The organism is Labrys sp. 22185, from assembly GCF_052045555.1.
GTDB classification, from domain to species: domain Bacteria; phylum Pseudomonadota; class Alphaproteobacteria; order Rhizobiales; family Labraceae; genus Labrys; species Labrys neptuniae.
Genome location: NZ_JBQEPH010000029.1, coordinates 36,198 through 56,725, shown reverse-complemented (window position 1 = coordinate 56,725; position 20,528 = coordinate 36,198). Strand labels below are relative to the sequence as shown.

18 protein-coding genes are annotated in these 20,528 nt (G+C 63.6%); 11 read left to right on the top strand and 7 right to left on the bottom strand.

The window, feature by feature from the left end:
• Positions 1 to 27: 27 nt before the first annotated feature.
• A complete protein-coding gene (locus ACTJKX_RS31425) occupies positions 28 to 507 on the bottom strand; it encodes a carboxymuconolactone decarboxylase family protein (protein WP_440727668.1) in 480 nt (159 codons plus the stop codon).
• 131 nt (positions 508 to 638) lie between these two features.
• On the opposite strand from ACTJKX_RS31425, the gene ACTJKX_RS31420 reads away from it, so the two are divergent.
• Positions 639 to 1,535, top strand: coding sequence for a LysR family transcriptional regulator (locus ACTJKX_RS31420; RefSeq protein WP_440727667.1), 897 nt, complete (start codon positions 639 to 641; stop codon positions 1,533 to 1,535).
• A gap of 243 nt (positions 1,536 to 1,778) precedes the next feature.
• Positions 1,779 to 3,545 carry an RNA-directed DNA polymerase gene (locus ACTJKX_RS31415; RefSeq protein ID WP_394315231.1) on the top strand — a complete coding sequence of 589 codons (1,767 nt, stop codon included), beginning with the start codon at positions 1,779 to 1,781 and terminating at the stop codon, positions 3,543 to 3,545.
• A gap of 434 nt (positions 3,546 to 3,979) precedes the next feature.
• Here the strand turns inward: ACTJKX_RS31415 and ACTJKX_RS31410 are convergent, their stop codons facing one another.
• The 5 genes from ACTJKX_RS31410 to ACTJKX_RS31390 form a co-directional block, all read right to left on the bottom strand.
• Positions 3,980 to 4,147 (bottom strand): hypothetical protein, encoded by a 168-nt coding sequence (locus tag ACTJKX_RS31410; RefSeq protein WP_440727666.1) that lies wholly within the window; start codon positions 4,145 to 4,147, stop codon positions 3,980 to 3,982.
• Complete coding sequence (locus ACTJKX_RS31405) at positions 4,144 to 5,955, bottom strand: ATP-binding protein (protein WP_440727665.1); 1,812 nt, start codon at positions 5,953 to 5,955, stop codon at positions 4,144 to 4,146. Before ACTJKX_RS31405 ends, ACTJKX_RS31410 begins: the two co-directional genes overlap by 4 nt.
• Positions 5,956 to 6,001: 46 nt before the next feature.
• Positions 6,002 to 6,409, bottom strand: a complete 408-nt coding sequence (locus ACTJKX_RS31400) for a hypothetical protein (protein ID WP_394315229.1) — start codon at positions 6,407 to 6,409, stop codon at positions 6,002 to 6,004.
• A 5-nt stretch (positions 6,410 to 6,414) separates the two neighbouring features.
• Entirely contained in the window at positions 6,415 to 8,127 is a 1,713-nt protein-coding gene (locus ACTJKX_RS31395; protein ID WP_440727664.1) for a heparinase II/III family protein, read from the bottom strand.
• A 242-nt stretch (positions 8,128 to 8,369) separates the two neighbouring features.
• Positions 8,370 to 9,704, bottom strand: coding sequence for an RsmB/NOP family class I SAM-dependent RNA methyltransferase (locus ACTJKX_RS31390; RefSeq protein WP_440727663.1), 1,335 nt, complete (start codon positions 9,702 to 9,704; stop codon positions 8,370 to 8,372).
• A 196-nt stretch (positions 9,705 to 9,900) separates the two neighbouring features.
• On the opposite strand from ACTJKX_RS31390, the gene ACTJKX_RS31385 reads away from it, so the two are divergent.
• From ACTJKX_RS31385 to ACTJKX_RS31375, 3 genes are all read left to right on the top strand, one after another.
• Entirely contained in the window at positions 9,901 to 10,629 is a 729-nt protein-coding gene (locus tag ACTJKX_RS31385) for a hypothetical protein (protein WP_311932781.1), read from the top strand.
• A 75-nt stretch (positions 10,630 to 10,704) separates the two neighbouring features.
• On the top strand, positions 10,705 to 11,163 hold the full coding sequence (locus ACTJKX_RS31380; RefSeq protein WP_367626454.1) for a YaiI/YqxD family protein: 459 nt from the start codon (positions 10,705 to 10,707) through the stop codon (positions 11,161 to 11,163).
• A gap of 97 nt (positions 11,164 to 11,260) precedes the next feature.
• A complete protein-coding gene (locus ACTJKX_RS31375; RefSeq protein ID WP_440727662.1) occupies positions 11,261 to 12,622 on the top strand; it encodes an ABC1 kinase family protein in 1,362 nt (453 codons plus the stop codon).
• Between the two features lie 161 nt (positions 12,623 to 12,783).
• Here the strand turns inward: ACTJKX_RS31375 and ACTJKX_RS31370 are convergent, their stop codons facing one another.
• Positions 12,784 to 13,089: a hypothetical protein gene (locus tag ACTJKX_RS31370; RefSeq protein WP_440727661.1), complete on the bottom strand. Its 306-nt coding sequence runs from the start codon at positions 13,087 to 13,089 to the stop codon at positions 12,784 to 12,786.
• Positions 13,090 to 13,425: 336 nt separating this feature from the next.
• Between ACTJKX_RS31370 and ACTJKX_RS31365 the strand changes: the two genes are divergently transcribed.
• The 6 genes from ACTJKX_RS31365 to ACTJKX_RS31340 all read left to right on the top strand — a co-directional run bounded on the left by ACTJKX_RS31365 (position 13,426) and on the right by ACTJKX_RS31340 (position 20,452).
• Positions 13,426 to 14,220 carry a chorismate mutase gene (locus tag ACTJKX_RS31365; protein WP_311932786.1) on the top strand — a complete coding sequence of 265 codons (795 nt, stop codon included), beginning with the start codon at positions 13,426 to 13,428 and terminating at the stop codon, positions 14,218 to 14,220.
• Between the two features lie 18 nt (positions 14,221 to 14,238).
• Positions 14,239 to 15,330, top strand: a complete 1,092-nt coding sequence (gene hisC / locus ACTJKX_RS31360) for a histidinol-phosphate transaminase (RefSeq protein WP_440727660.1) — start codon at positions 14,239 to 14,241, stop codon at positions 15,328 to 15,330.
• A 66-nt stretch (positions 15,331 to 15,396) separates the two neighbouring features.
• Positions 15,397 to 16,101 carry a glutathione S-transferase N-terminal domain-containing protein gene (locus tag ACTJKX_RS31355; protein ID WP_394315224.1) on the top strand — a complete coding sequence of 235 codons (705 nt, stop codon included), beginning with the start codon at positions 15,397 to 15,399 and terminating at the stop codon, positions 16,099 to 16,101.
• Between the two features lie 195 nt (positions 16,102 to 16,296).
• Positions 16,297 to 17,226: a prephenate/arogenate dehydrogenase family protein gene (locus tag ACTJKX_RS31350; RefSeq protein ID WP_440727659.1), complete on the top strand. Its 930-nt coding sequence runs from the start codon at positions 16,297 to 16,299 to the stop codon at positions 17,224 to 17,226.
• Positions 17,227 to 17,368: 142 nt separating this feature from the next.
• A complete protein-coding gene (locus ACTJKX_RS31345; protein ID WP_068299579.1) occupies positions 17,369 to 18,274 on the top strand; it encodes a methyltetrahydrofolate cobalamin methyltransferase in 906 nt (301 codons plus the stop codon).
• A 168-nt stretch (positions 18,275 to 18,442) separates the two neighbouring features.
• Complete coding sequence (locus ACTJKX_RS31340) at positions 18,443 to 20,452, top strand: ASKHA domain-containing protein (RefSeq protein WP_440727658.1); 2,010 nt, start codon at positions 18,443 to 18,445, stop codon at positions 20,450 to 20,452.
• Positions 20,453 to 20,528: the final 76 nt, after the last annotated feature.

Below are 20,528 nucleotides of genomic sequence, written 5' to 3'. Positions count from 1 at the left end.
CGCACCCGGGAGAGTCCGCGCTCCGGCTCAGCTCAGCCCGGCCTTGTCCAGCCCGTAGAGCTTGTCGGCCGAGCCCGGCACCGCCTTGAAGGCGATGGAGGCCCGGTTCCAGCTATTGATGATGACGATCGCGAAGGTGAGGTCGGAAACCTCCTTCTCCGAAAGCTGGCCGCGCACGCGCTCATAGAGCTCGTCGGGAATGCCGCCTTCCGGCAGCCGGGTCACCGCCTCGGTCCAGGCCAAAGCGGCGCGTTCGCGCGGCACGAAGAGGTTGGATTCCCGCCAGATCGCGACGTGGTAGAGCCTCAGCTCGCTCTCGCCGTGGATCTTGGCCTCCTTCACATGCATGTCGAGGCAGAAGGCGCAGCCATTGAGCTGCGAGGCGCGGATGTTGACGAGATCGCGGAGCTTCTCCTCGATCACGCTGCCCTTCAGGGCCAGGCTGAGATCCGAGAGCTTCTTGAAGAGGTCGGGGGATTGCTGGGCGTAATTCAGGCGCTGGCTCATGTCCGTTTCCCTTATTAAGGATATCTAATATCCTTATGGATACAAAATATCCGTAATAGCTGGACAGTAAAGCCTTACCAGCCTAAGCTCCGGGCATAAGGCCTATGCGCAAAAGTATGGGGGGCAGGGGAATGGACATTGTGGGCGCCTTGCGGACCTTCCTGCGCGTGGCGCAGACGGGCTCCTTCACCGCGGCGGCGGCCGATCTCGATCTCACCCAGCCGGCGGTGTCGCGCCAGGTCTCGGCGCTGGAGGCGCGGCTCGGGGTGCGCCTGCTCCACCGCACCACGGTGGCCCTGGCGCTGACGGCCGAGGGCGAGCGGCTGATCCCGATGGCCCTGCGCGTGATCGAGGCGGTGGAGGCGCTGGGCGAGAGCGCCGGCACCGGCGAGGCTGTCGTCGCCGGCAAGGTGCGGCTCTCCCTGCCCGCCCCGCTGGGCCTTGCCCTTGCCGAGCACCTGCCGGAACTGCTCGCCCGCCATCCCGGCCTCAGCGTCGATCTCCTCTTGCGCGAGGCGCCCTCCGATCTCGTCGGCGAGGGCATCGATCTCGAAGTACGACTCGGCCCCGTCGAGGATTCCAGCCTGACCGGCCGGCGCATCGGCTGGACCACGGCCTTCCTGGTGGCCGCGCCCTGCTATCTCGCCAGGCGCTCCGCCCCGGTGCGGCCGGAGGAGGTGCCCCGCCATGACTGCATCTGCTACGCCCGCGCCGGCGACGGGCGCCTGTGGTCCTTCTCCGACGGCGCCGACGAGACACGCCTGCGCATCGCCCCGCGGCTGACGGCCGACAGCGCCGTCGCCATCCACCGCGCCACCCTGGCCGGCGGGGGCCTCGCCATCCTCTCCCACATCCTCGCCGGCCCCGACATCGCGGCCGGCCGCCTCGTCAGCTTGATGCCGGACTTCCCGCCGGCCAGGCTCCCGATCACGCTGGTCTATCCCTCACGGCGGAACCTGCCGCAGCGGGTGAAGGCGGTGATGGAGTTCGTGGTGGATGCGGTAAGGGGGGATGCGATGATGGGGTGAGGGGGAGGTCGACGACGGCAACAGACGCTCGCAACATCCGGTTTTAGTTAGGCCAGTCACCTTGGATTGAGCGATCAAGATAAGAGCTGAAGGGGACCGGATCCTTCTGCGTTCAGGATGTGAAAATCGCCTGTAAGGAGAAGGCACATTAGTAGACATATGGGATAGAGCATTGCCTTCATCGGCAGTCTTGCTTCGTGTTCGCCTATTACCCAATGTAAGAGACGCGAGGGAGCTTTGCCGATGACACGTGATGAACGCCTAGAGGGGCTGCTAGCTCGCGGGTATTTCCCTAAGGAACTGCCACCCCCTTTCACCAGTGCGGTCTTTGCCAGTAATATCGGCAATGTAGTTTCCCATTGGGCGGCACATGAGGCGGGCCTCTCTGCACAACAGCGTCGCCTCTACCCACGTGTCAGTAGCTATGCGCGCTTCGACATGGCCCGAAAAGGTCATTCCCGGCGCATGCTCGGTGTGCCAAATCCAGTCAATCAATATTATTTGGCGAGCGCGATTGCTGACCACCAAGCTGAATTCGAGGCAATCTCGGCTCGTTCACCAATCAGTCTCACATCCGCCGAGATTAGCCGGACCGGCAACCGAGCGGTTAACATGCCCAAACTGTCGCTGCTGAGTGAGAAGCGCATTGGAGCTTATGCGACCGCGCGCGCTATACTACAGACCGATGTGCTCAGCTTCTATCATTCCATATATACCCACTCGATCCCCTGGGCCCTGCACGGCAAGCGAGTCGCCAAACGTAACCGGAGCACAACTGACGCTGCTGTTTACGGCAACCAGATCGATGCACTGCTGCGGGCCTGCCAGGACGGGCAGACAATCGGTATCCCTGTGGGTCCTGACAGTTCGCGCATTATCTCTGAACTCATCCTGTGCGCCATCGAGCAGCAGATAGGAGTGGACCATTTCAAGCGTCTTACCGGCGGCTACCGCTATATGGATGATTTCTTCCTCTGTTTTGACTCGCGTATCGATGCGGAAGCATTCCTTGCCGCGCTTCGTGAGGCTGTGCTGAGCTTTGATCTTCAGCTCAACGCCTCGAAAACTCACATTATCGATGCACTAGGCTTCAATGAAGAAGGTTGGCCAGGCGACATTGCACAGCTGAAATTAAGCCATTCAAGCGACAGTCAGCGCCGGGACCTAATCCGTTTCTTTACCGAGATCGTTCGCCTGTCCAAAACCTTACCTGACGAAAGCATCGCCTCTTTTGCCGTCCGCAAGACGTCCCATAGTCTGATCCAGCGCACCAACTGGGATATCTATGAGCCCTTTCTTCTGCGGGTTGCTCGAGAAAATTCCAATTGCTTGGATTCGGTTGTCAAAATCCTTTGCACTTATGCGGCTGCTGGCTATCCGCTCGGCGAGCGCATTAAGGTTTTTGCCGAAGGCATGATTGAGGAACACGCTCCCTACAATCACCATTATGAAGTTGTTTGGACGCTGTGGCTCTGCCGCTCGCTTTCGATTCGCTTGGGGGAACGCGCGACTTATCTGGCCGCAAAGGTTGAAAACAGTCTTTGCGCCTGTCTTGTCCAAATGTTGCGCAGTCGCCGATTGTTGACTGGCCGTGGTGCGGTCTCAGACTGGACTGGCACAGTTACAGCGGACGATCTCCTCGGAGAGCATTGGATGCTGGTCTATGAAAGCGGTATTCGCAAGAGTTGGGGACTACCAGGTGCCGAAGCGGCGGTTGACGCCGATCCACATTTTCGAGTGTTGCGCGACCAACGCATTTCGTTTTTCGATACGATGGCAACTAACATTGCTCTTGAGCTTCCGACAATCAATCGTCTGCTCGAAGCAAGCTTGAATGGGCGTCGCTCAGCGCTGCTTCATGGCGCAATCCATGTTGAGTCCCGCACACCGCGCCGTCAGCGTCGATATGAGAAGCTGGGAGAAGATTATGGCAGCGATGATTCAGGCTTGTCAATTCTTTCAGGTGAGTGGGATGATGTATTCCCTGACGTACCTGATGATGTGTTCTGAAAATCGCGCTCTCAAGCGAAAATGAGCGAAGAAGACCATCTGTTAATTTTTAGCATTTCCACTACGGTGGCGGTACATTTAATTAAAGATGCTGAATTGCATTAAAATTATGCGAAATTTCAATGTATTTTAGAAATGCTTTGTGGGCTATCGTAGTCAAATCGACTGTGTTTGGTTGGCTACAGACTCGATGGGGTAACTTGCGGCGGTGATAACAGCCAGCGAGGATCAAATTACAGTGATGGTGTGGACGGCGCCCCTTTGATGGTGTGTTTGACAACGACCGTCCTGGCACAGCTCACCCCGTGAACCAGATGCCGTAGAAGGCGCCGTCCACACCATCACTGTAATTCTGATCGGCGGCCCTGCATTCCAGTACGAGCTAGCCAGCTATGTTCGCTGCTCTCTCTGGACTAGTCGAGTGCGCAGACAAGTTACTCGCCAAATAGAACGCTGAAGAAAGCTTGGTTGCGCTTTTTGGCGTGCGCGACCAGCGTGTCGTACCCCATCGCCTGGATGAAGATCTGTTCGTTGTCACGGTAGCGGACGTAAATGTCTGGATTCCAATCGTTTTTGAAATCGTGGTTGCGAAGCACGGTCACGAGGACGGTTTTAGGTCTGCGACTATATAGCCGAAGCGCCGTACGACGCCGCGAAATGCGAAATGCGATCCGTCGGTTTTAGCGATCCCGCCCGCCGCGACAGCATCTTTCAGCGTTTCGATCACCTGCATGACCGGATCGTGCTTGACGTCGCCGAACCGGTAATTGTCACGGCTCGGTCGTTTGAACTCGACAATTGTGATTGTTGTACCATCATTGTCGCCGAGCACGAGGCTGTCGTCGAAGAAGGCCAGGTCGGCGATCTTGTCACCTTTCTTGCGTCCCTTGCCGTGCATGGCCCGGTCGCTCGATATGTACGGCAGGAAAGCCAATGCATCGTCGATTAACCAGAGATTGTGCTCAAAATAGTCGGTGTCGACGCTGTCCGAGAAGCGGTGAAAGACAAGATCGTGAATAGTGTCCTCCGATGCATGGGCGCCGTTGGATCCGTATTTGCGCGCCGCTTCGATCAACTCAATCACCTTCTTGCGATGGACAACATATTCAGCAAGTGCCTCTTTGTTTGATGCATCGATCTTGTCGACGATGTCCTTGATGTTCGCCATGTAGTTGTCGGGATTATTAGCCGCGCTGGAGATCGCCTTGGATAGGTCGCGCGAGACCCGATAGCGCTCGATGGCAAGGTTCGAGACGAAATCCTGAGCTTTCCAGTTGTTCGGCTTTCCTGCGACATAGGCGGGGATCGACTGGCCCCTGAGGCCGATGCGCAAGATTGGATTCTCTTGGAGAGCACCTTCAAGATCGCGCGATTGTGTCGCCTTAATCTTAGCGATCTGGGTGTTCTCGGTCGCTTGGATGATGTCGCCGACCTTGCCAACAATTTCTTCGACAATCGTGGGGAAGATGTTGATGCCCGTCCGGGCATCGTTGAGACGGGTCTCGAAAGCGCTCGACCGGACAACGGCAATCACGATGTAGGGCTGATTGTTATTGTCGAAGAACGCTGGTTGACCGAGCAGATTGGTGAGGTCACGCGGATTGCCGACTATCCGGTCGCCAGCGGCAAACAGCAAGCTGTGATTCTTGAAGGACCGGGTGCGCGGGACCTTGGTCAGCGAATAGTCAATCTTCTCCGCCTTGTCGTCGATCTGCACATCGAACGATCCGGCCTCGGCCTCGACGAACACGTTCTTGAAGTGGGTGGTGATACTGCTGGGCTCACCATCGTCGAACCGGATGGTAATCTCGGGGAGCCAGCGATACAGAAAGTGCGGCAGAAAATGGCTGCCTATGTGATCTGCGATATCGCCCTGGTCGAGAGTCGCGATCAACTCATGCCATTCGGAACGCGGCTCGTCATAGTCTACGCGAAGGCCGAGGTGCGAAAAATCCGGTTCACCATCATGGTATATCAGTTCGTCCTTCTGATTGATGTCGAAGCGGAAGGTACGCTTGTCGGAGGCCGGCAGTGTCTCGAAACGGCTCGAATAAAGGATGCGATCGAACACCTTGAAGGCGATGAAACGACCAAAGCCGCGTCCATTCTGCTGGAGTTTGTGACCGGAAAACGGCGTCTTGAAAGAAATATAATTGCCGTTGTCGAGCCCAACTCCGTTGTCAGTGATCGAGATCATTAGGCGATGAGGGTCGTTGATGCTGGACATGACGATCTCAATCATGCCTTGCTCACGCGCGTTATCACCGAAGCGTGCCTCGATGCCATGCATCGCGTTCGACACCGCCTCGAGCGTGGGAAGAAGAAAGCCGTGTAAATCCTTGCTGACATGCGTGCGCTCAAGCACTGCCACCATATCCGGCTTCACGAGGGTGTCGGTCTCAGCAATCACTAGTAGTCAGTCCCCCAAGGCAATTATTGTCGCCAAGCGCATTATTTCATTTCTGGACCGGCGTGCAATCCATGACCTTCGTGCCATTGCCGGAATTCGTGACCTTCAGGCGCTGCTTGCCGCTAGTTTCGTCTTTTTCGAGATGATATTGCAGCGTGACGGGTGCCTCGCGCTTGCCGCCGACCGTCCGGGCCGGAAAGAACTTCTCATAGGCCTTGCCGTCCTTTCGGAGCCTGGCGACATTGTCCAGCGAGACGAGCGCCAGATAGTTCTCGAGATCGGAGGCGACGACGAGCTTGTCGCCCTTGTCGCCATAGAGCGCGACCAGTTGCTGGGTGACCTTCATCGCGGGAAGATGGGTGCAGGAGAAGGTCATGTAGTCCTCCGGCCGCTCCTGGGCCGTGGCCGGCACGGCCGCCAGGACCGCGAGCGCAACGGGTAGGATACGCCTCATCCCCGTCACACCGGATCGGCCGGCAGGAAGGCCCAGCTCATCGTGTGCTCGCCCTCCGGCAGGGTCATCACGATCTGCACGCTGCGGCGCGGCCCCTCGGGGTTGGCGAGATGCGCGGTCTCGGCCAAAGTGAACGGCACGTCGGCCAGGAACAGCCATTCCTTGCCGCTCGGCAGGGTGATGACGATCTGGGTGTCGCCATTGGCGGGCCGGGCGGCGACGGCGGGGTGGAGGTGGAAGCGCAGCAGCACCGGCTCCTTGCCCTTCCAGGGCTCGGCCTTGTGGTCGAGGAAGCTGTCGCGGCCCTCCAGCGCGCCGGTGATCTGGCTCAGCGTCAGCTCGCGCTGGTGGATCAGGCCGTAATCGTGGCGGTAGCCGTCATGGGAGGCGGTGATGGTGCTGGCCGCCGGCGAGTTCTCGCGCTGCACCGGCACATGCTTGGGGCCGGAGAGGATGGCCCGGCCGCCCAGGCTCGGCGCGGTTGCGCCGGGCTTCCGCGTGCCGCCGGCGAAATGGCTGGAGGAGGCGTCGGCCACGATGGCGGTGGAATGGGCGCCGGTGGAACGGGCGAGGTGCCGCCAGTTCTCGCGGCCCGGCGCGGGCGCGCCGCAATTGACCACGATGCGGAAATTGTCGGCCGAGAACTCGAAGGCGAGCGTGCCGGCATGGGCTTCCTGCGAGACGTTCACCGGCGGCGGCTTGCCGGTATCGACCAGCAGCACGGCGCCATTGGCCTCCAGGCGCTGATAGCCGCCATGGGGGGCGTTCTGCACCGGCTTGCCGCGGGCGTCGTCATAGGCAAGCAGCGTGGCGATCAGATGGCTCTGGGTGTAGCCCATGCCGTTGAAGGCGGCGAAGGCGCCGTCGGCATGGCGGAAGAAGCGCAGCATCGGCATCATGCGGTCGATGGCGCCGATCAGCTCGGGCGGGGCGACGGCATTGCGGGCGGCGAAGGATTGGCGCAGCGGCAGGAGATCGAGCAACAGCTCGATATTGGCCTGCGGGTTGCGGGAGATGTGGATGCCGTCGGCCAGGATCTGGCGGTTGAGCTCGCTCACCAACCAGCGCAGGGCCGGGCGGCGCAGGCCCGCCTTGTTGGAGAGGCACAGACTCACCTGCATCACCGCGATGGCGCAGAGCAGGCGCGGCATGCCGTCGGTGGTGGCGCGGCCGGCATGCAGGAGATAGGAGGTCTGCCAGGCGACTGAGCGCAGGAAGGCACGGTAGAAACCGCGATCGGCGCCGTCGAGGATCATCGGCGCCATCGAGACCCAGGCGAGCATGCGCCGCGCCGTCAGCAGCGGGTCGAGCGCCTCGGGCTGGAAGCGCAGGTTCGAGCGCACGAAATCGCCGACGAGGCGGCGCGCCACCTGCTTGCCGGCGGTGCCGTCGGCGGCCCGCAGGTGCCTCAGCCAGGTGAAGCCGAGCAGGGTCTCGCGCCAGGCCGGCGAGGGCGGGGCGATGGCGAAGGGGGAGACCTCGTTGAGCACGATCGTCTTGGCGACGAAGGTGAAGCGGCCGAGCACGAGTTCGGCGGCACGGGTGGGGTCGGCGGCCCTCAAATCCTGCGGGGCCAGCACCAGTTTTTCGGGATCGCCGCGGCCGAAGCGCCAGCGCATGAAGGGCAGGAGGTAAAGGCGCGTCAGCACGGCGCGGCCGGATTGCGCGGCAGCAGTGAGGGAGAGACGGAGCTTGGGGCCCAGAGTGCCTCGGCTCATTCCTGATGCGGACCTCCAGAGAAGGGAACGAAGGGACGGGCGCCCGAAGCGGGCATGCCGACGTCGGCGATAGGCTCCTTGTGGCCATTGCGTGAGCTTCGCGCAAGCCTCGGGCCGGCGATTTCAGCGACATGGCCCCAGTTTTAAACGAGGGAGGGGCGGCGGGTACGCTGACCGTCGCCCAGAAAGACGCGACAAGCCCTCTCCACAGGCTGGGGAAGGCTTCCCGCGCCTTACGCGGGCTACCCCTTCCGCCGCATGCGCGCGGCGAAGAAACCGTCCATGCCCGCCATCACCGGATCGGGATCGGGCAGCAAGCTCGGCAGCGTGCGCAGGAAGCCCTCGGGCGTGACGGCGCCCTCGATGCCGCCGATATCGTCTGACAGCACCGGCTCCAGGGCGAAATCCTTATTGCCGTCGAGGAAGCGGGCGATCTGCTCCTCGCCCTCCTCCCGCTCCAGCGAGCAGGTGCAGTAGACCAGGAGCCCGCCGGGCTTGACGAGGCTGGCCATGCGGCCGAGCATGCGGCGCTGCAGGTCGGCCACCGCGCCGATGTCGCGGGCGGACTTGCTCCAGGCGACGTCGGGATGGCGGCGGATGGTGCCGGTGGCGCTGCAGGGGGCGTCGAGGATGACGGCATCGAAGGGCTCGGCCTTCCAGCCCAGGATGTCGGCCGTCACCACATCGGCCTCGAGGTCGAGGCGCTTGAGGTTCTCGGTGAGGCGCTGCAGCCGCGCCGCCGAACGGTCGACCGCGGTGACCCTGGCGCCGGCGGCGGCGACCTGGGCGGTCTTGCCGCCGGGGGCGGCGCAGAGGTCGGCGACCCTCAGTCCCGCGACATTGCCGAGCAGGCGGGCGGGCAGGGCGGCGGCGGCATCCTGCACCCACCATTCTCCGGCCTCGTAGCCCTCCAGCGCCCTGATAGTGCCGTTATGCGCCAGGCGCACCGAGCCGGTGGGCAGCGTCCGGCCGCCGAGCCGCTCGGCCCAGCCGGCGGCATCCGCCTTGACGGTGAGGTCGAGCGAGGGCTCGACGCGCTGGGCCGCCGCCATGGCCGCGGCGGTCGCCGCGCCATACTGGTCCGACCAGCGCTTGTAGAGCCAGGAGGGCGTATCCGCCTCGGGCGGGATGGCGGCGAGAAGCTCTTCCTTGCCGGCCGAGATCTTGCGCAGCACGGCATTGGCGAGGCCCGAAAAGGCCTGGGCGCGATCGTCTCCGCGGGCGAGGCGCACGGCAAGGTCGACGGCGGCACGGTCGGGCACGTCGAGGAAGAGGATCTGGGCCGCCGCCGTGATCAGGATGGCTTCGAGCGGGCCGGATTTGCGCGGCATGCCCTTGGCGAGCAGCTTTTCGAGCAGGGTGCCGATGGTGCCGTAGCGGCGCATCGAGACGCCGGCGATCATGCGGGCGAGGGCGAGATCACGCGCTTCCAGCGAGGCGTCGTCGAAGGCGTCTTCCAGCGCCTGGTCCTGGCTGAGGACGCCCGCCACGGCCTTCACCGCAAGGGCGCGGGCGGCAAGGCCGGGAACGTTGGGCCCGGCGGACGGGTGGCGGGCAGGAAAGGGGGGCTTGCTCAAGGGGCTTTGATCCGATTTGCCGCCTCAATAGAGGATTTGGCCGCGGCGCGGAACCCCTGCCAGGCCATGGCAGCCCCGTAAAGCCCCCGCCTTTCGCCGCCCGGTCCGTTTCGGCCGGCTGCCTTGCCTCATCGGGCAATCCGTATCATCAAGGGCAGGCCTATGGGCATGGCGGCGGGCGAGCAGGGAGGCGCTTTTGCGCAATATCGATTTCACCTCCTGGCAGAGCCTGCTGGCGACCGTGATCGGCCTTGCGCTCTTCACGCTGATCGGCGTCGGCATCCGCCTGCTGGCGATGTTTACCATCCAGCAGCGGCGCGAACGCCTGAACCGCCAGATCAACGAGCGGGTGCGCACGCTGATCGCGGCCTATCGCACGCTCGGCGGCTCCTTCACCGGTGACCTCACCGTCGATCCGATGCATCTGCGCGAGCTGCGGCAGGCCGCTCCTCCGGCCGAGGGCGAGGCAGAAGGAGAGGTACCGCCCCTGGACCTCAGCGCCGGCAAGGTGGCGCGTTCCGACCGGGCACGCCGCATCCGCGACGCGGTCGAGGCGGCCTTGTCCGACATCATCCTGCTCGGCACCGAGGAGCATGTGCGCCTCGCCAGCCGGGCGGCGCGCGAGCTGGTCGCCGGCCATCCTGTCCACACGCAGGAGCTTGTGATCTCCCTGCGCGCCTTCATCCGCGAGGCCCTCGATCTCGCCCCGATCCCCGCCGATATCGAGCTGCCGGCCCAGGGGCCGGCCCGCCCCTCCGCCTCGGGCGGCGGCAAGGGCGAGCGCGGCAAGGAGGAGGGCCGCCAGGGCGGAGGCGGCGGCAGCGGAATGGGAGGGGGAATGGGTGCCGGCATGGGCGGCGGAATGGGGCTGGGTCTGGGGTCCCTCGGGCACGAGGACGACCCGTCGTCGGGCCATGGTGCCTGAAGGGCGCCGGGCGAAAAAGGGGCTTTCACCAAAACGCGCTTTGCCCTCAGGCCAAAAAGGCTCTATCGCCTGCCCATGCCCATCGAGATCTTCGTCGACGCCGATGCCTGCCCCGTCAAGGAGGAGGTGTTCCGCGTGGCCGGGCGGCATGGGCTCAAGACCCATGTCGTCGCCAACAGCTTCATGCGCCTGCCGCGCGATCCCCTGATCGACTTCGTGCTGGTACAGGCCGGTCCCGACGCCGCGGATGACTGGATCGCGGCGCGCGCGACGCCCGAGGCCGTGGTCGTCACCAACGACATCCCGCTCGCCAGCCGCTGCATCGCGGTGGGCGCCCAGGTGATCGGCGCCACCGGCAAGCCCTTCACCGAAGCCTCCATCGGCATGGCGCTCGCCACCCGCAACCTGATGGAGCATCTGCGCTCCACCGGCGAGATGACCGGCGGCCCGAGACCCTTCTCCGCCAAGGATCGCTCGGCCTTCCTGCAGGCCCTGGACACGGCGATCATGCGGCTGAAACGGAAGGGCGGATAAACCTTCTCCCCGGCGGGAGAGCGAGGCCTGCGCCACCCTGTCGCTTGGCGATAGGCCGGCTTGCTCCTATCTAGGATGGGGCAGCCAGGAGACTTTCATGTCCGAGCATGACGAAGAGGCGAACCGGCTTTCGGCCAGGGCGAGGCGCTATGCCCGGGTTGGCGTCAATGTCGGCGGCGTGGCGGCCCGCATGGCCGGATCGCGGCTGATGGGGGGTGGCGGTTCCTCGAGCTCCAATGCGGTGGCGCTGGCCAAGGCGCTCGGCGGGCTGAAGGGGCCGCTGATGAAGGTCGGCCAGCTGCTCTCCACCATTCCCGACGCGCTGCCGCCCGATTACGCCGCCGAGCTTTCCAAGCTACAGAGCCAGGCGCCGCCCATGGGCTGGGCCTTCGTCAAGCGACGGATGATGGCCGAGCTCGGGCCGGACTGGGCCTCGCGTTTCGGCAGTTTCGAGCATGAACCGGCGGCGGCCGCCTCGCTCGGCCAGGTGCATCGTGCCACCGCCAAGGACGGCACCGCGCTCGCCTGCAAGCTGCAATATGCCGACATGCAGTCGGCCGTGGAGGCCGATCTCGCCCAGCTCCAGGTGCTGTTTGCCCTACACCGGCGCTTCGATCCGGCCATCGACACCCGCGAGATCTACCAGGAGATCGGCGAGCGGGTGCGCGAGGAGCTCGATTATCGCCGCGAGGCCAAGCACACCGCGCTCTACCGCAACGCCTTCGCCTCGCTCGGCATCTCCGACGTGCGGGCGCCGCTTGTGTGGCCCGAACTCTCCACCGGCCGCCTGCTCACCATGGACTGGCTCACGGGCGAGCGCATCCTCGCCTTCAAGGAAGCCGAGCTGCCAGTGCGCAATCGGCTGGCGGGGGCAATGTTCGCGGCCTGGTGGCAGCCTTATGCCCATATCGGCATCATCCACGGCGACCCGCATCTGGGCAATTACACCGTGTTCAGCGAGGGGGGCGAGCCCTCGGGCATCAACCTGCTCGATTATGGCTGCATTCGCATCTTCCCGCCGGCTTTCGTCGGCGGCGTGGTCGAGCTCTATCGCGGCCTCCTCCAGGACGAGACAGAGCGCGTGGTCCACGCCTACGAGACCTGGGGCTTCCGCAAGCTGAGCAAGGACCTGATCGAGACGCTGAATTTGTGGGCGCGCTTCATTTTCGGCCCGCTGCTCGATGATCGGGTGCGCACCATCGCCGATGGTGTGGCGCCGTCCGAATATGGCCGCAGGGAAGCCTATGCCGTGCACCAGGCGCTCAAGCAGAAGGGGCCGGTGACGGTGCCGCGCGAATTCGTGTTCATGGATCGTGCCGCCATCGGCCTCGGCGGCGTGTTCCTGCATCTGCGCGCCGAACTGAACTTCCACCGCCTGTTCGAGGCGGCCATCGAGGATTTTTCGGTTCAGACGGTGGCGGCCCGCCAACAGGCCGCGCTTGCCGAGGTCGGCTTGTAGGCGGCGGCAAAAGGCCGGAAAGGCGTCTCTCATCATTGCCGGATATCACGGCGATCCGGAACCTCGGCTGGATCGCAAGGAGATGCCCGGGACAAGCCCGGGCATGACAAGGTCAGAGCCTCATGTGGTGAAGGCTGCCGAAAATGCCTGGGATTCCCGGCTCAGGAGGCGGGGGCTTCGGTGCGGTGATGCAGCGGATGCCGCACAGCGGCGTGATGCACCCGGCGCGGCGTCATCGCGGCGGCGGGGGCTTCGGTACCCGGTGTCGTCTCCACGGCCGGATCGACGCCCTGGCCGGCATTGGCGTTCCACAAAGGCATGGCCGCTGGTGCGACCGGTGTCTTGGCTTCGTCATAACCGAAGCCGCGTTGGATCGAATAGAAGTCGGTGATGCCATCGGCCTGGGCGCAGGAGGCCGCCGCTGCCAGCCCACATGCGGCCAAAACGGAAGTGATCAAAACTCTCATCGTGTTTACCCTTTGGAATATTGCGGTGCTCTCATGTCATCGCCGTGTCAGAAGTAGAGCATAGCGTTGCCATAAGTATGGCATAAACACAGTGTTCGCGAAGTTGTGACGTTTGTTTCTGGCGTGTTGCTGAAATATTTATCAATGATTGTCAGGATTTGCTGATGCAACTTTTCATTGAGAATGAAAACTATTTGTGGTTGCGGCGGGATAAAAATTCAACGTAGTGGTGATGATGACATCTATGCGGCCGAGAACCGCCGTGGGTGCGGTGGTTGCCATCACCGACCCATCCGCCTATGACAGTCCTCCCACCTTTGATGCCCGAATGCCGCCATGACCCCGATGCAACCGGCCACCGACCTCGCCGATCTCCGCAAAGAAATCGATCGCATCGATGCTGCCATGCATGGGCTCTTGATGGAGCGCGGCGAGATCATCGACCAACTCATCGCCATCAAGCGCTCGCAGGCCTCCGGTTCAGCCTTCCGGCCCGGGCGGGAAGCCTCGATGATGCGCGACATCGTCGGGCGCCATCATGGCATCCTGCCGGTCGATATCGTCGAATCGATCTGGCGGGTGATCATCGCCACCTTTACCCATGTGCAGGCGCCCTACACGGTGCATGGCGACATCTCGCTCGGCAATGCGGCGATGCGCGATGTTGCCCGCTTCCATTTCGGCTTCGTGGTGCCCTATGAGACGCATGACGATGCCGGCGACGTCATTCACGCGCTGAGCCATTCGCGCGGCGACCTCGGCCTGGTGCCGGTGGCCGCTCCCGGCGCCTGGTGGCGGGCTCTGGAAGGGGAGACGGCACCCAAGATCATCGCGAGACTTCCCTTCGTCGAGCGGGCCGATCATCCGGCCGCACTGCCGACCTATGTGCTGTCCAAGCCGATCGATGAGCCGCTTTCTTCCAGCGATGTCAGGCTGGTCTCGGCCGTGCTGCCGATGGCCCTGCCCAAGCTGCCGCAGGGCTGGAGCATTCCCGCCCATGCCGGCGCGGCCCTGCTGGTCGCCCTGCATCCGGGGCAGACCATCGTTGCGCTCGCCGAGGCCCTGCCGTCTGGCACCAGCTTCGAGACTGTCGGCTCCCATGCGCCGGCTTTCGTCCTGCCTCTCAAGTAACCTTCGGAATCCCCAGACATGAACGGTCCCGTTCCCCGCAAGGGCATCCTCGACATCGATGCCTATGTGCCCGGCAAGTCGGCGGCGCCCGCTGGCGTCAAGCTTTGGAAATTGTCGTCCAACGAGACGCCGCTCGGTCCGAGCGCCCAGGCCAAGGCTGCCTATGCCGCCGCCGGTGAGAAGCTCGAACTCTATCCCGACGGCGCCTCTTCCGCTTTGCGGGCGGCGATCGCGGCGCGCTACGGCCTCGATCCCGCCCGGCTGATCTGCGGCGCCGGCTCGGACGAACTTCTCTCGCTTCTGGCCTATACCTATCTCGGACCCGGGGACGAGGCCGTTTACAGCGAGCACGGCTTCCTAGTCTACAAGATCGCCACGCTCGCGGCCGGCGCGACGCCCGTGGTGGCGCCCGAGAAGAACTACACGGCCGATGTCGACGCCCTGCTGGCGCGGGTGACGGCGAAGACCAAGATCGTCTTCCTCGCCAATCCCAACAATCCGACCGGCACCTATCTGCCCTTCGACGAGGTCAAGCGCCTGCATGCCGGCCTGCGCTCCGATATCCTCCTGGTGCTCGATGCCGCCTATGCCGAATATGTGCGGGCGAACGACTATGAATCCGGCCTCGAACTGGTCGCGACCAGTCCCAACGTGGTGATGGCCCGTACCTTCTCGAAGATCTATGGCCTTGCCAATCTGCGCCTGGGCTGGATGGTAGGACCGCCGGCGGTGATCGATGCGGTCAACCGCATTCGTGGTCCCTTCAATGTCTCCGGCCCCGCCATGGCGGCCGGTATGGCCGCCATCCAGGATGACGCGCATGTGGCCGATGCCATCGCCCATAACGACAAATGGCTCGCCTTCCTCACCAAGGAACTCACCGGCCTCGGCCTGGGCGTGACGCCGTCCGTCGGCAATTTCCTGCTGGTGCATTTCTCCAAGGAAGCCGGCAAAAGCGCCAGGGATGCCGACGCTTTCCTGACTGAACGCGGCCTGATCCTACGGCGCGTCGATGCCTATGGCTTGCCCGATGCCCTGCGCCTGACCATCGGCTCGGAAGAAGCCAACCGCCTGGTGGTCGAAACGTTGCGCGAGTTCCTGGGAAAATAACGCGGATTTCTCCTTGTCCACACGCCCTTTCCCACCCTGGGAGAGGGGAGCCAATCCGGAGGCTTTATGTCTGATCTCTCCGCCTTTCCGATCACCAAGCGCTGGCCGGCCCAGCATCCGGATCGGGTCCAACTTTACTCGCTGCCTACGCCCAATGGCGTGAAAGTATCGATCATGCTGGAGGAGACCGGGCTCGCCTACGAGCCGCATCTCATCGACATCGGCAAGAACGAGACCTGGGGTCCCGAGTTCCTGTCGCTCAATCCCAATGGCAAGATCCCGGCGATCATCGATCCCCATGGCCCGGGCGGCAAGCCGCTCGGCCTGTTCGAATCCGGCGCCATCCTGCTCTATCTCGCCGAGAAGACCGGCAAGTTCCTGCCCGCCGATGCCGCTGCCCGCTACGAGACCATCCAATGGGTGTTCTTCCAGATGGCGGCGATCGGGCCAATGTTCGGCCAGGTCGGCTTCTTCCATAAATTCGCGGGCCGCGAGATCGAGGACAAGCGCCCATTGCAACGCTATGTCAGCGAATCCAAGCGCCTGCTCGGTGTGCTCGAAACCCGCCTGGAAGGGCGCGACTGGCTGATGGGCGCCGACTACACCATCGCCGACATTGCCACGCTTGGCTGGGTGCGCAACCTCGTCGGCTTCTATGGCGCTGGCGAGCTCGTCGACTATGCGAGCTTGAAGCGCGTTCCGGCCTGGCTCGAGCGTGGCCTTGCCCGTCCCGCCGTACAGCGTGGGCTGGAGATCCCGAAGAGAGGCTGAAGCCTCCAACTGGGGTGGTCTTCCGCCGTCTCTTCACAGCCGATGATGCGAAAAAATGCGACGCGGCCGTTTCCGGCCGCGTCGCATTTCTTTTTGGGCGTCCAGCTTCGAGGCTCAGTGAGGAGCGCAGTCCCAGGTAGGATTTGCCTTCCCCCGCCTCATCGTGCACAGAAGGCGAAAATTTCCAGGGTTCCCATGTCTGACGCTCCCTTCCTCTTCGATCGGCTCTGCGTGATCGGAATCGGCCTGATCGGCTCCTCCATCCTGCGGGCGGCACGCAGCTACGGACTTGCCCGGACGCTGGTGGCGGCGGACCTTTCGCAAAAGGTGATCGGGCGTGTCGAAGAACTCGGCATCGCCGATGTCGCAACCACGGATTTCGGCGCCGCAGTCACGGACGCCGACTGCGTCATCCTCTGCGTGCCCTCGGGCGCCTTCGGCGTGGTGACCGAGATCATTGCCCCGCATCTCAAGCAAGGCGCCATCATCTCCGACACCGGCTCGGTCAAGGGCGCCGTGGTGGCACAGATGTCACCCTTCCTGCCGGTGGGCGTACATTTCATCCCCGCCCATCCCGTGGCCGGCACCGAGCATTCGGGACCTGATGCCGGCTTTGCCGAATTGTTCGAGAACCGCTGGTGTATCTTCACGCCGGCCGAGGACATCGATGCCGAGGCTCTGGCGCGCTATCGCGCCTTCTGGGAGAGGCTGGGTTCCAGGGTCGAGTGCATGACGCCCGAGCACCACGATTTGGTGCTCGCCGTCACCAGCCATGTTCCGCATCTCATCGCCTACAATATCGTCGGCACCGCCGACGATCTGGAGGCGGTTACGCAGTCGGAGGTGATCAAGTTCTCCGCCGGCGGCTTTCGCGACTTCACGCGCATCGCTGCCTCCGACCCCACCATGTGGCGCGATGTCTTCCTCAACAACAAGAAGGCTGTGCTGGAAGTGCTTGGCCGATTCTCGGAGGATCTGGCTTATCTGCAGCGGGCGATCCGCTGGGGGGAAGGCGACAAATTGTTCGACCTGTTCACGCGCACCCGGGCGGTGCGCCGTTCGATCATCGACCAGGGGCAGGAGACCGCTGCTCCCGATTTCGGTCGTCCGCATGGCAAGCAATGAAGCCTGTCGCCGGTGAGGCCTGTCGTATGGCCGCCATCAGCCTCGTCAGGGCCGCCAAATCCTGTCGTTTGCAGGCTAGCGGCTGGCTCGGTTGCGACCTTAATTAGCAGGTGACTTCTCTCCAAGGCGGAACGGAAAGACCATGACCGAAACGGTTATTACTTCGGAAAAGCAAAAGGTCGTGCTGGGCTTCGACAAGCGCTTCGTCATGATCGGCGAACGCATCAACCCGACGGGCCGCAAGCTGCTCGCCGCGGAGATGGCGGCCGGCGACTATTCGCGTGTCGTCTCCGACGCGATCGCCCAGGTCGAGGCCGGTGCCCAGATGCTGGACGTGAATGCCGGCATCCCGCTGGCCGACGAGCCGAAGATCCTGGCCGAATGCGTCAAGCTGGTGCAGGATACCGTGCCGGTGCCGCTCTCGATCGATAGCTCCATCGTCGAGGCGCTGGAAGCCGGCCTTTCCGTCTACAAGGGCAAGCCGCTGGTCAATTCTGTCACCGGCGAGGAAGAGCGCCTCGAGCGCGTGCTGCCGCTGGTTAAGAAATACAATGCAGCCGTCGTCGCCATTTCGAACGACGAGACCGGCATCTCCGAGGATCCTGACGTGCGCTACGAGGTCGCCAAGAAGATCGTCGAGCGTGCCGCCGATTACGGCATCCCGCGCGAGGATATCGTGGTCGACCCGCTGGTGATGCCGGTGGGCGCTATCAACGATGCCGGCCGCAAGTTGATGCACCTCCTGCGCCGCCTGCAGACCGAGCTGAAGGTCAACACCACCTGCGGGGCCTCCAACTTCTCCTTCGGCTTGCCGAACCGCCGTGGCCTCAATGCGTCCTTCCTGCCGATGATGATCGGCGCCGGCATGACCTCGGCGATCATGAACCCGCTGCATCTGGAGGACATCCAGGCCATTCTCGGCGCTGATGTCGTGATGGGCCACGATCCGAACTGCATGAGCTGGATCAAGAAGTTCCGCGAGCCGCAGCCGGAGGCCGCAGAAGGCGCCGGCGCCGGCCGGCGTGAGCGCCGCCGCGCGCGCGGGTAAGGCGCAAATCCCCTCCCCGGGCCGGGTGCAAGGGATCCCCAGCCCAAGCTTCGTCCATCCGGCTTGCAGCACGGACAATGACGAATACTTAAAGGGTTGAGGCTAGACCCTCACCCTAGCCCCTCTCCCGACTCGGGAGAGGGGGGTCTCGTGGCAAGGCCCCCGTCAATGACCAATCCGCTCGTCTTCTTCGCACCCTCCGGCAAGCGCGGCCGTTTTCCCGAAGGTACCTCCGTCCTCGAAGCGGCGCGTAAGCTTGGCGTCGACCTCGATTCGGTCTGCGGCGGGCGCGGTATTTGCGGCCGCTGCCAGGTCGAGGTCGGTGACGGCAAGTTCCCCAAGCTCGGCATCGTCTCGGCGCTGGAGCACGTCACCGAATGGAACGCGGTGGAGGAGCGCTACGTCTCCAAGCGCGGGCCGCTCGCCGAGGGCCGCCGTCTCGGCTGCCAGGCTAAATTGTGCAGCGACGTCGTCATCGACGTACCGCCCGATAGCCAGGTGCATCGCCAGGTCGTACGCAAGAGCGCCGCGATCCGAGACATCGCCATCGAGCCGGTGGTAGCGCTGCATTATGTCGAAGTGCGCGAGCCCGACATGCACGAGCCCTCTTCCGATTTCCGCCGCCTGCAGGAGGCGCTGGAGCAGCAATGGGGCCTCAAGGACGTCACCGCGCCGTTGGAATCGCTGCGCCTGCTGCAATGGTCGCTGCGCCAGGGCCAGTGGTCGGTGACGGTCGCCATCAGGCACAAGCGCGAGATCGTCGGCATCTGGCCCGGCCTGCATGAGCAGGGCGTGGGGCTGGCCGTCGATATCGGCTCGACAACCATCGCTGCGCATCTGTGCGATCTCGCCAGCGGCGAGGTGTTGGCATCCTCGGGCGTCATGAACCCGCAGATTCGCTTCGGCGAGGACGTGATGAGCCGCGTCTCCTATGTGATGATGAATCCGGGCGGCGATGTCGAGCTGACCACGGCGGTGCGCGAAGCAATCGCCGAGCTCGCCGTGTCCGTCACCAAGGAGGTCGGCCTCAACTCCAACGATATTCTCGAGATGACCGTGGTCGCCAACCCGATCATGCATCATCTCTTCCTCGGCCTCGATCCGACCGAGCTCGGCGGAGCGCCCTTCGCGCTTACCATCGATGGCGCCTACCAGACACGGGCGGCCCATCTCAACCTGCCACTCTCGAGCGGCGCCTATGTCTATGTGCTGCCGTGCATCGCTGGTCATGTCGGCGCCGACACCGCCGGCGTCGTGCTTTCGGAAGGGCCCTATCTCAGGCCGGAAGTGTCGCTGGTGGTCGATGTCGGCACCAATGCCGAGATCGTGCTGGGCAATCGCGAACGCCTGCTCGCCTGCTCCTCGCCCACAGGCCCGGCCTTCGAGGGCGGCCAGATCTCTTCAGGCCAGCGTGCCGCCCCCGGCGCCATCGAGCGCGTGCGCATCGACCCTGTTACGCTGGAACCACGCTACAAGGTGATCGGCTCGGATCTGTGGTCGGACGAGCCGGGCTTCGACAAGGCGGTGATTCGCACCGGCGTTACCGGCATCTGCGGTTCGGGCATTATCGAGGCGATCGCCGAGATGCTGCTGGCGGGCCTGATCACGCCCGATGGCGTTGTTGATGGCGCCATGGCGGCCCGCTCGCCGCGTGTCGAGGAAGACGGGCGCACCTTCAAATACCTCATCCGCGAGGGCGAGCCGCGCATCGCCATCACCCAGAACGACGTGCGTGCCATCCAGCTCGGTAAGGCCGCGCTCTATGCCGGCGTGCGCCTCCTGATGGATCGCTACGGCGTTACCGCGGTCGATCGCATCACCCTGGCCGGCGCCTTTGGCAGCCACATCGACGTCAAGCATGCCATGATCCTTGGCCTGGTGCCTGATTGCGAACTCGACAAGGTCGGCTCGGCCGGCAATGCTGCCGGCACGGGTGCCCGCATCGCTCTGCTCAATGCCTCGGCTCGCACGGAGATCGAGGATGTGGTGCGGCGCATCGAGAAGGTGGAGACCGCCATCGAGCCCTCCTTCCAGGCCCATTTCGTCGGTGCCATGGCGATCCCGCACAAATCCGACCCGTTCCCCCATCTGGAGGCCGCGCTCGGCGTCACCTTCAAGCGTGGCAGCGGCGATGGAGAGGGGGGCGGGGGCCGTGAGCGTCGGCGCCGGAGGGGGTGATCACGGCGACATGCCTCATGCCGTGATATCAGCCCCTCTCTTGGAAACATCAGGCCTTCCGCGATAGGAAGGGGTG